At 34.9% G+C, this 11,711-nt stretch carries 13 protein-coding genes; 7 read left to right on the top strand and 6 right to left on the bottom strand.

Translation table 11 applies throughout. The annotated features are described in order from the left end of the window. The first annotated feature begins 156 nt into the window (after window positions 1-156). The gene (locus tag WBW42_RS02860) at window positions 157-558 is read left to right on the top strand and encodes a DUF6367 family protein (RefSeq protein ID WP_032056398.1); all 402 of its coding nucleotides are present in this window, start codon (window positions 157-159) and stop codon (window positions 556-558) included. A gap of 139 nt (window positions 559-697) precedes the next feature. Next, window positions 698-1,576, top strand: coding sequence for an SDR family oxidoreductase (locus WBW42_RS02855; RefSeq protein ID WP_032056399.1), 879 nt, complete (start codon window positions 698-700; stop codon window positions 1,574-1,576). Between the two features lie 56 nt (window positions 1,577-1,632). Here the strand turns inward: WBW42_RS02855 and katE are convergent, their stop codons facing one another. Next, window positions 1,633-3,777, bottom strand: coding sequence for a catalase HPII (gene katE / locus WBW42_RS02850; RefSeq protein WP_080776908.1), 2,145 nt, complete (start codon window positions 3,775-3,777; stop codon window positions 1,633-1,635). A gap of 41 nt (window positions 3,778-3,818) precedes the next feature. Beyond that, window positions 3,819-5,237 (bottom strand): iron-containing redox enzyme family protein, encoded by a 1,419-nt coding sequence (locus WBW42_RS02845; protein ID WP_032056401.1) that lies wholly within the window; start codon window positions 5,235-5,237, stop codon window positions 3,819-3,821. A gap of 313 nt (window positions 5,238-5,550) precedes the next feature. On the opposite strand from WBW42_RS02845, the gene WBW42_RS02840 reads away from it, so the two are divergent. The 3 genes from WBW42_RS02840 to surA1 all read left to right on the top strand — a co-directional run bounded on the left by WBW42_RS02840 (window position 5,551) and on the right by surA1 (window position 6,964). After that, window positions 5,551-6,027, top strand: a complete 477-nt coding sequence (locus tag WBW42_RS02840; RefSeq protein ID WP_032003402.1) for a CinA family protein — start codon at window positions 5,551-5,553, stop codon at window positions 6,025-6,027. Between the two features lie 279 nt (window positions 6,028-6,306). Beyond that, complete coding sequence (locus WBW42_RS02835) at window positions 6,307-6,531, top strand: hypothetical protein (RefSeq protein ID WP_032056403.1); 225 nt, start codon at window positions 6,307-6,309, stop codon at window positions 6,529-6,531. 115 nt (window positions 6,532-6,646) lie between these two features. Continuing rightward, window positions 6,647-6,964 carry a surface antigen protein 1 gene (gene surA1, locus WBW42_RS02830; RefSeq protein WP_000132045.1) on the top strand — a complete coding sequence of 106 codons (318 nt, stop codon included), beginning with the start codon at window positions 6,647-6,649 and terminating at the stop codon, window positions 6,962-6,964. 85 nt (window positions 6,965-7,049) lie between these two features. On the opposite strand, the gene WBW42_RS02825 is transcribed toward surA1, so the two are convergent. From WBW42_RS02825 to WBW42_RS02815, 3 genes are all read right to left on the bottom strand, one after another. After that, window positions 7,050-7,271 (bottom strand): hypothetical protein, encoded by a 222-nt coding sequence (locus WBW42_RS02825; RefSeq protein ID WP_032056406.1) that lies wholly within the window; start codon window positions 7,269-7,271, stop codon window positions 7,050-7,052. 95 nt (window positions 7,272-7,366) lie between these two features. Next, entirely contained in the window at window positions 7,367-7,795 is a 429-nt protein-coding gene (locus WBW42_RS02820; protein WP_032056408.1) for a hypothetical protein, read from the bottom strand. Between the two features lie 264 nt (window positions 7,796-8,059). Then, on the bottom strand, window positions 8,060-8,206 hold the full coding sequence (locus WBW42_RS02815) for a hypothetical protein (protein WP_005069891.1): 147 nt from the start codon (window positions 8,204-8,206) through the stop codon (window positions 8,060-8,062). 905 nt (window positions 8,207-9,111) lie between these two features. Between WBW42_RS02815 and WBW42_RS02810 the strand changes: the two genes are divergently transcribed. After that, the gene (locus tag WBW42_RS02810; protein ID WP_068981518.1) at window positions 9,112-9,414 is read left to right on the top strand and encodes a hypothetical protein; all 303 of its coding nucleotides are present in this window, start codon (window positions 9,112-9,114) and stop codon (window positions 9,412-9,414) included. On the opposite strand, the gene WBW42_RS02805 is transcribed toward WBW42_RS02810, so the two are convergent. Then, window positions 9,407-10,312: a LysR family transcriptional regulator gene (locus WBW42_RS02805; protein WP_032056412.1), complete on the bottom strand. Its 906-nt coding sequence runs from the start codon at window positions 10,310-10,312 to the stop codon at window positions 9,407-9,409. The genes WBW42_RS02810 and WBW42_RS02805 overlap by 8 nt on opposite strands. Before the next feature lie 111 nt (window positions 10,313-10,423). Between WBW42_RS02805 and WBW42_RS02800 the strand changes: the two genes are divergently transcribed. After that, window positions 10,424-11,662: an SGNH/GDSL hydrolase family protein gene (locus WBW42_RS02800; RefSeq protein WP_032056414.1), complete on the top strand. Its 1,239-nt coding sequence runs from the start codon at window positions 10,424-10,426 to the stop codon at window positions 11,660-11,662. The last annotated feature ends 49 nt before the right edge of the window (window positions 11,663-11,711 follow it).

Here is an 11,711-nt window from a genome sequence, read left to right as displayed (position 1 = left end):
ACACAACACCAGATCTATTGAGAAAATAACAAACAAACAATTATTTTAATTAAAAAACAATAACATATATCATTACATTTTCAGAATTAATTTACTTGAGAGATTTATATGAATATTTAAAACTAATTTTAATAAGATGGTTTGAGTAACTTAACTATGCAATTAAAAAATCAACAGTCAGCTCTACAATATATCCATATTTCTATCCCTGAAATTTTACTAGGACATATTAAGTCCAAAAACTCATGGCAGGACTATAACAAAGAATGGAGCTATAGATTAGACCCACCTCATGCAAGTCATCCCTTCCAAAGAGACTTATATATTATTAAGTCAAAAAATATAGAACATGAAGATATAAAACTGTTGCTAGATAATATAGCTATTAAAAATAATAAAAATTCAGAAAATATAGATGGAGCAAAAGAAATTATTAAAAAAATATTAGACTTATCTAATAATATACCGATAGAAAACTGGTTAGAGGATACAGGAAATAGATCTATTATTGAAAGCATGATTGATAAAAACAAAATCAAGTTAATCGATATTATTTAACCCTCAAATATAAAATATTTTTTTACATCCTTATAAATAAAATAACAAAGACAACTTATTAAAAAATTCATTTTACTCACATTTACGCGGTAACAGCTCACTATATGAAAATTAGATATTACAACCGAGGTATTTAAAAATGGAAAACTCAACAAACCAGTATCCAACATCTGCCCCCGCACAAGTTCAATCTCATCAACCAGGCGATCAGGAAAAAATGCACCCTGAACCTGAGATTATAAAAAGTTCACATAAAGGTAGCGATAAGCTAAAAGGTAAAGTTGCTGTTATTAGTGGTGGCGATAGCGGTATCGGGCGTTCTGTCGCAGTATTGTTTGCCCGTGAAGGTGCCGATATTGCGATACTTTATCTTGAAGAAGATCAAGATGCTGAAATCACTAAACAACTCGTTGAAAGAGAAGGACAACATTGTCTTTTATTAAAAGGTGATATTTCTGATCCAGATGTGGCAAAACTTGATATTGATAAAGTTCTACAACATTATGGTAAAATTAATATTTTAGTGAATAACGCTGGTGTGCAATATCAACAAAAAGAAATTGAAAGCATTAGTAATGAGCAATTAGAAAAAACTTTTAAAACTAATATTTTCCCAATGTTTTATCTTACTAAAGAAGCCATTCCTTATATGGAAGAAGGCGATAGTATTATTAATACGACCAGTATTACCAGCTATCAAGGCCATGATGAGCTCATTGATTATGCAAGTACTAAAGGCGCGATTACTACTTTTACGCGTAGCTTATCGAACAATTTAATGAAGCAGAAAAAAGGAATTCGAGTAAATGGTGTTGCGCCGGGACCCATCTGGACACCATTAATTCCAAGCAGTTTCGATGCAGAAACCGTTAAGGAGTTTGGTAAAGACACCCCAATGGGAAGAATGGGACAACCAAGTGAAGTTGCACCTGCTTATCTTTTCCTTGCCTCAGATGATGCAAGTTACATTACAGGTCAAGTCATTCATGTAAATGGTGGTCAAATCGTAAATGGTTAATCCCTAATATATAAAAAAGCCCTGAAAGTTAAAACTTTCAGGGCTTTTTTTGTTTGTTAAGCCGGTATCTGAGCAGCTATTTGTTCTCGTGACCAAACACGATGAGCCATAATCAGGTTTTTGAAATTTTCAGCAATCGGCTGGAATTCATCTCCAACTAGAGTGCCTTCATCGGGAACTAAACCTAGCGGTTCAAGTAAATCAGATTTATTACCTAAAAACGCAATTGGTTTTAAATGCTTGTAAGCCTCTAATAGATAATGGCGCGCTACGCCATCTTGCAGCACGGCATTTAAGTTATCTCCATCAGGAATAATCACTGCATCATATGCAATTGACGGTTCAGCCATCTGCATGCCATCAGCCACAATAATGTTGTCTTTATGGTCTTTTACAGGAGCTAAGCTTGGCGCTAATAAATGAAGAGTCACCCCTTCTTTAATTGCCCAGTTTTTCATCGCTTCTAATGAATCAGATTTGACTAAATTATGGATGAGTACTGCAACTTTTCGGCCTTGAATATCTTGGGGCGGGAAAGCCAAGAAAGATAATTTAGCCGATTTTTCAACTGCAGTTTTTTTATAATCTAGCGTCAAATCAGGCACTTCAATTCCTAAATTAGCGCCTACTTGTCGTGCTAAGTCGAGATCAATATTTGCCAAAATTTGTTCAACTTGACGCTCACGAATGTGTTTTCGTTGCACTTTACTTAATTCAAAAGTATAGGCATCGACCACATGCTTTTGCTCATGAGGGGCAAGGCTCTTGTAGTAAAGGCGCGGTTGAGAAAAATGATCAGAAAAAGTTTCGCTTCTTTGACGAAGTTTGTGTCCGCTAATCTGTTCAGGATAGCTTTCAAAACCGCCGTTTGAAGCAGCAGGTGGGGTTTCGGCTGGCCAATCATTATCAATTGAGTTTGGTTGATATGAAGCCTGCCCTTTATGAATCGTATGCTGGTGAATACCATCACGTTGATTATTGTGGAATGGGCACACAGGTTTATTGATCGGAATTTGATGGAAGTTGGGTCCACCCAAACGACTTAACTGTGTATCGGTATATGAAAATAGTCGTGCTTGTAGAAGCGGGTCATTTGTAAAGTCAATTCCTGGCACAATATGTCCCGGACAGAAAGCCACCTGCTCTGTTTCTGCAAAGAAATTATCTACATTTCTGTTCAAAACAAATCGGCCAATTGGTGTCACTGGAACCAATTCTTCAGGAATAATTTTTGTCGGGTCCAATAAGTCGAAGTCAAAGTTCATCTCGTCTTCTTCTTCAACAATTTGTACACCGAGTTCCCATTCAGGATAAACCCCATTTTCAATGGCTTCATAAAGATCGCGACGGTGGAAATCTGGATCTTTACCAGCAAGCTTTTGAGCTTCATCCCAAACTAACGCACTTAAACCTTGTTTAGGGGTCCAGTGGAATTTCACAAAATGTGATTTTCCTTCGGCATTAATGAGTCGGAATGTATGAACCCCAAACCCTTGGATTGAGCGTAAATTACGTGGAATTGCACGGTCTGACATAGCCCAAATCACCGCGTGTGCTGACTCAGGTACTAAAGACACAAAATCCCAAAAAGTATCGTGTGCAGTTGCTCCTGTTGGTATTTCTGTATCTGGTTCAGGTTTTACTGCATGAACAAAGTCTGGAAACTTAATCCCATCTTGCACAAAAAACACAGGCGCATTGTTGCCGACTAAATCAAAATTACCCTCTTGGGTATAAAATTTAATGGCAAAACCACGAATATCACGGACCGTATCAGCAGAACCACGTGGGCCCTGCACTGTTGAGAAGCGTACAAAAATTGGAGTTTGAATGGTTGGGTCAGTCAAAAAACCAGCTTTTGTTAAGCGCTCATTTCCTTCATAAGCCTGAAAGTAACCATGAGCACCCACGCCACGTGCATGCACAATACGCTCAGGAATACGTTCATGGTCAAAATGAGTAATCTTTTCTCGTAAAATAAAATCTTCTAATAGTGTCGAACCGCGAATACCTGCTCTTAAACTATTCTGGTTATCAGCAATTTTAACCCCTTGATTTGTGGTTAATGCTTCATTGGTTGCATCGTCTGTGACTGAGTCTAATTGTTCAGTTTTTTGGGTAGTATTGGCTTTATTTGCAGCGTCAGCACCAGCCATTTCACTTGTTTTATTTGTTGATTTAACATTATCAGTCATGTTCATTACCTATGTTTTAAAGTTAAACGTGGGGTGAATTAAAAACTTCAAGAGTTAGTTTTGTTAAAGGAACTTAAATATGGAAAAAGGAGCTCGACATATTTACGTGTACTCCAAAGACCAATGCTTTTATGGTGTGAATCTGGGGCCAAAAACGGAGTCAGCTTGCATATTTTTATGGCAAGATCAGGTGTCTGACGTATACGCTCTTGGAGTGCATCGAGTTCGCCATCAGAAATATAGCTAAACAGATAATCTTGAATACGCTGGCTATTCTTAAGTTCCCTGCTGTAGGCCAAGTAGTTAGAAGAATGATCAGTACCAGCAATCCAGTCATGAATAATTTGACGTTCCACAGGGTTAAATACCCCAAACATTTTTCCATTTTCTTCATTAATCATCCGCCAGAACACGCTCTGCTCAGGGTCGGTATTAAATTTAATCCATTTGTGATCAATAAGATGTGTAACCAAACCTTTAACGTCTTCTGGGTTTGATAACCATTGGTTAATGGTTTTACATCCAAACTGTCTAGTTTCGTTATGAATAAGCTGCCCCACGAGCGCTTTTCTTTTTAAAATTTTAAGGACTAAATCTTCAAGATTTAAATTTTTAATAATTTTTGAAGAAGAAACACCATGATTATTAAGAGCAAAACCACGTTTTAATTTATTAAAGAAAGCTTCTTTATCTCTGTACTTATCATAAATATTTTCTATAACTTTAATTGCTTTATCTGCATGTCCGTTATCAATGTTATCGATAGTGATGTGCAAATTAAAATATTTAGAATCAATACCCAGTTCAGCAAGTTCATAATTACTGATGAGTAGATGCAGTGGCAGTTGCTCATAACCTAAATTGAAGCCGACAATTTCGGGAATGAACTCTGGTGGAGCATAGCCAAGCGCCAGCTGAATCACAGCATTATGATAGTATTCATCCTCTAAAAGCAGGTCAAAACTATCGAGCCCTAGACTACGCAGCAAGTCCTCATAGATACAGACGTGATTTGCTTTCGGCTCACCGAGTCCAAGCTCTTCTAGATAGGTAATAATAAGGTCATGAAAAACCGGATCGTTCCAGTAGTGAACTGAACTATAGAGCCATGCACCGTCGACCTTTTTAGTTGGAGAGACCTTAATTAAAAATTCAAATGCCTGACCAACATTCTGGAAGTATTCTCTCTCACCCCCACTTTGTCTACGATTTAAATAAGCCTGAAATAACTCACAATTTTCTTTATTGTCATTTTGACACCATTCTTTAACCATATTTATAGTTGCAGGAAAATCAATTCCCTTTTCATCTATTCTATCTATTTCTTTATTAAGAAAATCTCTGGCTTTATTTTCTTTTTCAAAACTAGAAATATCAGGATCAAGGAAAAAAACAAATAATTCGTAATAGTTCTGTTGATTATCTTGTAATAAGTCTAATAATCTCTCTTTCACTACAACAGGCATTTCTATTCTCCTTTAGTGAGCTATAAATTACCATACTTCAGCTAAACTATAATCCCAGCCTATCTTTGTTATATTGCGTTATTAAGAAATAACTTATAATTTTTAAATTATTAAAATTCAAACAGATAGCAATTAACACAAAATTACATTCTCACCTTTAGAATTATTTAACTGTATGTTTTTATAAAAAATATATAAACTACAAATTTTAATTACACTTGAGTTACCTTTAAAATCATAAAGTTTAAAAACTTAACAAAAATAAATTAAAAATAATCTTATAACTAAATTAAAAACAGTTTTAGGGAGAAAAATGTTTAACTCATGTTGTAAATTACTAGCACAAGAAAAAATTAAAATCGCTTTTTTTGAAAGTGCTTCAGCGGGCTATTTAGCTTATCGCTTCTCTTTAAGTCCCTATTCTGGTGACATTCTTATTGGAAGCTTAGTTAGCTACGACTTACGTGTAAAAGAAAATACACTTCACATTTCACCTGAACTCATTGAAAAATATACACCTGAGTCGATGCAAGTCACTGTAGAAATGATCAAAAAAGGTAAAGAACTTTTACATGCCGACCTTTATATCGCTTGTACTGGCTTATTAAAAAAAGGAGGCTCTGAAACTCAAGAAAAGCCTGTAGGCACCTTTTTTTATTCTATTTATTATAAAGATAATTTTTATAATTTTAGACGTATATTTAAAGGACCTCCTAGCCTTAAACTTATACAACTCCTTTATTACATTACACAAGATATTAAATGCATAATATTAGATAATAAAAAATAGAATTCTTTTATAAAAGATAACAAATACACATTTAGAAATGATCATAGTTTTTATTTAACCTCTATGTACCCAAATGTAATTTTAACTATATTCATATTAATTATGTTTAATCATTAAAATTACATTTTATAGAAATCAAGGTTTTATTTAATTTTTAAATTTACATTTAAATATAGGGTAACACCCCAATGCTACACATTAAAAATTTTCATGTTTTAATGAACCTATCTGAAGCTCTCAGATAAAACACACATCATAAATGATATGAGGTAATTAAAGATGAGCACTACTAATAATCAAAGCAATCAACGCGATAATCAACAGCAACAACAACAGCAAAATGACAACCGTAACAACCAGCAGCAAGGCAACCAACAGCAAAACGATCAACAGCGTCAAAACAATCAGCAACAACAGCAAAATGACAACCGCCGCCAACAACAAGGCTCTAATCAAAAAGATTCAGGCCAACAAAACTCAAATAACAACAATCAGCAACGCTAATCCGTTGTTGACTTAAATGTCATTTGATGCGGTCATTCATTTTATTTAGGAAGGTGCCCTCACCTTCCTAAATTTAACATAAGCATAAAATTAAATAAGAGAAGAGGAAAAACTGATGACAGATCAAAATACAGACCATGCTCAACTAGTAGCTGGCGACCATAATTATTCTGACTCTCGCTGGCGGGAAAGTTATCTTACTCGACCTTATTATCAAGAAGCTCAATTAACTACGCCCGATCTGGATTATGATCGTGATTTTTCTGCAGCTTATGAACTAGGTCACCGTGCCCGTTCAGAGTCTAAAGAAGGAACTCAGTTTGAAGATATGGAAGGTAGCTTGCAACAAAAGTGGGAAGAGCTCAAAGCTGAATCCCGCTTAAAATGGGAACATGCAAAACAAGCCATTAAAGATGCATGGGATGACATGTAACATCCTTAATTGGTCCGAAGCATATAGCTTATTTCCTATTGGCCCTGGGAAATAAGCTTTTTTTATTATTTGAAGTATATATAAATTAGAAAAACGGCGGCATATTAAAATTATTACTAAGATATTGATTGGCTTGGTTCGGATCATCAAAAATTTCTTTTTTAAATTGTACATCTGGCGTTGTAGATAGAGTATGTGTTGGCTTGATCGTAACTTCTACTACATATCTGTTTCGTTCTTGCTTAGCTTTCACACCATAAATTTCAGAATCATTAATACAAGTTCCATCAGTAAAATACACAAACATACCGCCACCTTATCTCTTAACTAAAGTTACTGGTTTTTCCCATTTATTTAACGCAAAAGCCTGACAATATACTTAGGTCGGATTCAAACGAAATATCAGTTCTGGTTTTTCTTAAAGTATTCAATAATTTCTTCCCCGTTATTTACGGGAGTTTCTTTAACATGATATGTTTCTTCATAAGCATAGGCAGGTAATGCAACTTTATCGCGAATTGGCGGTAACTTTTCTTGGCCACCTGTGGTAATACGCTCAATAAAACCTGCAAGCCACAATACAAATTCTTGTGTGTTTTTACTCTTCGGAATAATACTTAAATCTAATTTAATTTTAGATTCCTGAAGAGGCTTAATCAGCAATTCAGCAAAATCAATATAATTGTATAAAAGTTTAAGTTTTGTCCCCTTAATCTCATGTCTAAGCTCAATCATTAAATTGTTAAGATCTTCCATAGGATCATCTACAAACCCTTTTTTTTCCTTAACATTTTGATAGATTTTCTCAGCTAATTTTAAGTACTGGGGCATATCCTTACCTTTAAAAATTGTTTTCACTAAAATGAATTTTGGATGAATATAAGTATTTATTGTGTTTATTTTATTAATTTTTTGAAACTATAATTTACTGAGAAAACAATTCAATAACAACAAATTAATATAAAGGCTATAACACACTAATTTATTGATTAATTTTATATTTTTATATAATTGCTTTTTTTATTATGTTACATATTTTATAGAAAATAACGATAAGAAAACCCACATAAATGTGAGTTTTCTTAAGCGAAATAATTATGAGTTTTTTTCCATTTGTTGAGTAGTTGCTGGGTCATTCGAGCCATGTGTTCCATCATCATCTGTTGAATTTCGATCTTGGCAGGCACTCATACCCATTGCGATTGCAACTACCATACTCACTGCACAAAAAATTCTTAACATTGAGGTCACCCTTATAAATCTTAAGATGTAGGCTTATGAATAACATTATCTTATGTTGGCCTACCGCTGTGGTTCTCTTAAGTTTTGTAGGTTGTGCAAGCTTTTGTAAAAATCTAAATAATATAAATGTTAAAAAATTACTTTTCTTGCAATTGATATTTTAATTAAAATTTGGCAACGGCTATTTATTTAATTACATGATATTCATAAAATCAAAATTTCCCGCTCTTTTTTGACTTATGTTGAAATAAGTCATTACTTGCAAACACTATACAAATAAACAATTAATAAATATTTGATATATAAACATTAAAAATTATTTTTTAACCTCTATTGAACCATTATTCAATATTTTCAATTCTAAATAACTCATTATTTTATTAATGAAAATTTAAAAATATTAATATTTGTTTATATAAACCAATCTTTTATTTTTGCAATTGACCCGCTTTAAGGCTCAGCTTATGATGCTCCGGCTGACCTATTTTGTCAGTCGGTTTTAGCAGACCGTCTACCTAAGCGCACTAAAAACAAGTTTTTTGGTGTGTAGCCCCTCGTGCCTTTGACGGAGGAACGGGAGTGGGACACCTTCGGGTGTGCTGGTTTCTTAGGTATCAGTCTGCTAACCCTCTTTCGTTTCACCACCATAATTAATAGCAGTGATTGGGCGCAACTTCTTTCATCAAGGAGTCTCTAATGACTATTATTTTATATCGTGTTTTTTCTTCTACTCTTCATCACGTTATCGACTTAACTGAAACTATTTTCAAGAAAATATCCTACAGTTTTATGTTTCTGCCTTCCTATCTTTTCAGAGTAAATATTTCCATATTTAACGCTGGATAAAGACTAGAAAATTTCTATAAACATGACTTAACGATAACAACAACCAATGAAGAGCAATAATGATGTTTTTTTTATATCGTATTGTTTTAATCTGCACCCTATTAATAAGTTCTATAAGTTTATTAGGTTGCAGGTCTATCAGTAAAAATGAATTTAATACACATTGTGTTTGGGCAGGTCGTGCATTTTCACAATGCAACTGTATTTATAACTCTTTAGAAAAACATTATTCGCCGCAGTTTGTAGAGAACTTACCCAAAGTAAGCTTACAAAATATTAATGCGAATATGCACTTTGTGGAAACTATGAATGAAACTATGCACCAATGTCAGTTAAGCGCCAGAAAAGACTCCATTAACTAACTTTTGCATGCTCTACCAAGAAATCTAAAAAAGCCCTTACGCGCTTAGGGACATATTTATCATGTCCTATCCAAACAGCATGAAATTCTTCTGAAGCCTTGATATTCCAGTCTTCAAGGATTTTAACCAGCTGTTTTTGTTCTAAAGCTTTTTTGATTTGGAATTGGTTAAGCTGTGCAATACCAGCACCTGCAAGCGCTAACTGTAAGATGGCTTCTCCATGATTTACTCTTAAAACCTTAGTGGGAGCAAGTGTGATTTCTTGATCGTCTTTTTTAAAAAGCCACGTTTTATTTTGACGTTGGTAACTTACGTCTAAAAGCTGATGTTCGTATAACTCTTCTGGTTGCTGCGGATAACCATTCTTTTCAATATAGGTAGGTGAACATATATAATGTTTCTGAGTGCTTCCGAGTGAGCGAGCAACCAAATTTGAGCTTTTCAAAGGTCCTGTGCGAATTGCGATATCAATTCTTTGCTCAACTAAATTAATGACCTCATCACTCAAATGAGCTTCTAATTCAATTTGTGGATAGCACTCGTTAAATAGAGAAATACAAGGCAATAAAAAGTGTGTCCAATATGAAAGACTGGTATGAATTCTAATACGCCCTTGCGGCATGTGATTTGCAGTAATAGATTGTTCTAGTTCATCCAGATTATTAAGTATTTGAATGCCTTGCTCATAAAATTGGCATCCTTCACTGGTAAGCTGAAACTGGCGTGTTGAACGATTAAGCAACCTAATGCCAAGTCTTTTTTCCAACCGAGAAATTAACTTACTCACCGCAGACGGCGTCATGTCACAAGCTCTTGCAACGGCAGAGAAACTTCCAAGCTCGACCACTCGAATAAAAATTGCCAACTCGCCAGACCGATTAATATCAAAATATGACATAACAAAAACTATTTATGAATTTCATTCACAAATCTTATTCCGCTTATGTCGCTATAACAAGCCAGCAATTTGTTTCAAGATAACTTTAATTCGTTTTAAAGAGTTCACGAGATGAAACTTTATCAACCCGCCCTATTCTCTCTTGTTTTATTTACAAGCTTTGCACAAGCAGAAGTACAAAAGAGCCAGTGGGTTACCACTTGGGCAGCTAGCCCACAAAAAGTCTGGAATAAAGATTTCGTTTTCCCGACAAATATTCCAGATCAAATCTCGAATCAGACCATTAAACAAATTAGTCACATTAGTTTAGGTGGTGAAGCTATTAGACTCGTTTTTACAAATCAATATGGTGATCAACCGCTTTATATTGATAAAACTACCGTGGGGCTAGTCAAAGGACAAAGTCTTAAATCAAAGAGTGCTTATCCAGTTTATTTCTCTGGAAAGCTTAAAGCACAAATTTTACCAGGCAAACAACTGATGAGTGATCCAATCCAGCTCCCTGTTCCAGATCATGCACAGTTAATGGTAAATAGCTTTATTGAAAAGCCCACTACATTTAAAACTTTTCATTGGGATGCGAAACAAACCAGTTGGCTCATTACGGGCAACCAGACTGCGAACTTAAATACGCCTAGCAGTGCCAAAACCACAACAGCACGATTATTATTATCGGCTGTAGAAGTAAAGCCAAAGCGTAAAGCCCATGTTGTTGCTGTCATTGGAGACTCAATTACCGATGGAGCAACTGCAACTCTAGACGCAAATACAAGATGGACCGACTTTTTAGCTAAGAGCTTATCGCCACATCAAGTCGCGGTCATTAACAGTGGAATTTCAGGGAATCGATTACTTACAAACGGTATGGGTGACAGTGCTTTAGAACGCTTACAAAAAGAAGTATTTCAATATTCAGGTGTGAAAACATTAATTGTGCTGGTGGGTATTAATGATATTTCATGGCCTGGTACCGCATTTGCACCTAAACAACAAATACCGACTTTTGAAACACTCACTCAAGGTTATAAACGTGTTGTAGATGAAGCACACCGCCAAGGTATTCAGGTGATTGGAGCAACCTTATTACCATTTTCGGGAGCTTTACCAAATACTCCTCTTGATAACTATTACCAACCGAATAAAGACCAATTACGTCAGCGCATTAATCACTGGATCAGAACCAGTCATACATTTGACGGTGTACTTGATCTTGAGCAAGGTTTAAAAGACCCTAAACATCCTGATCGATTAAATCCAATTTATGATTCGGGAGATCATTTACATCCGAATGATCGTGGGAATCAACAAATGGCAAATCTGGTTGATTTAAACCAATTAGTTAAACAATAAAACATCTAGATACAGGTAGGAATTTGTTTCCTACCCGTATCCATATGGA

Source organism: Acinetobacter sp. LT1 (assembly GCF_059800965.1).
Note: the sequence above shows the minus strand (reverse complement) of the source record. Positions and strands in the feature narration are given on the sequence as shown.

Coding starts and splice junctions, on each gene's coding strand:
- WBW42_RS02860 (WP_032056398.1), top strand. CDS start 157: ATGCAATTAAAAAATCAACAGTCAGCTCTACAATATATCCATATTTCT.
- WBW42_RS02815 (WP_005069891.1), bottom strand. CDS start 8,206: ATGTTAAGAATTTTTTGTGCAGTGAGTATGGTAGTTGCAATCGCAATG.
- WBW42_RS02835 (WP_032056403.1), top strand. CDS start 6,307: ATGAGCACTACTAATAATCAAAGCAATCAACGCGATAATCAACAGCAA.
- WBW42_RS02805 (WP_032056412.1), bottom strand. CDS start 10,312: ATGTCATATTTTGATATTAATCGGTCTGGCGAGTTGGCAATTTTTATT.
- WBW42_RS02840 (WP_032003402.1), top strand. CDS start 5,551: ATGTTTAACTCATGTTGTAAATTACTAGCACAAGAAAAAATTAAAATC.
- WBW42_RS02810 (WP_068981518.1), top strand. CDS start 9,112: ATGATGTTTTTTTTATATCGTATTGTTTTAATCTGCACCCTATTAATA.
- WBW42_RS02855 (WP_032056399.1), top strand. CDS start 698: ATGGAAAACTCAACAAACCAGTATCCAACATCTGCCCCCGCACAAGTT.
- WBW42_RS02825 (WP_032056406.1), bottom strand. CDS start 7,271: ATGTTTGTGTATTTTACTGATGGAACTTGTATTAATGATTCTGAAATT.
- surA1 (WP_000132045.1), top strand. CDS start 6,647: ATGACAGATCAAAATACAGACCATGCTCAACTAGTAGCTGGCGACCAT.
- katE (WP_080776908.1), bottom strand. CDS start 3,777: ATGAACATGACTGATAATGTTAAATCAACAAATAAAACAAGTGAAATG.
- WBW42_RS02845 (WP_032056401.1), bottom strand. CDS start 5,237: ATGCCTGTTGTAGTGAAAGAGAGATTATTAGACTTATTACAAGATAAT.
- WBW42_RS02800 (WP_032056414.1), top strand. CDS start 10,424: ATGAAACTTTATCAACCCGCCCTATTCTCTCTTGTTTTATTTACAAGC.
- WBW42_RS02820 (WP_032056408.1), bottom strand. CDS start 7,795: ATGCCCCAGTACTTAAAATTAGCTGAGAAAATCTATCAAAATGTTAAG.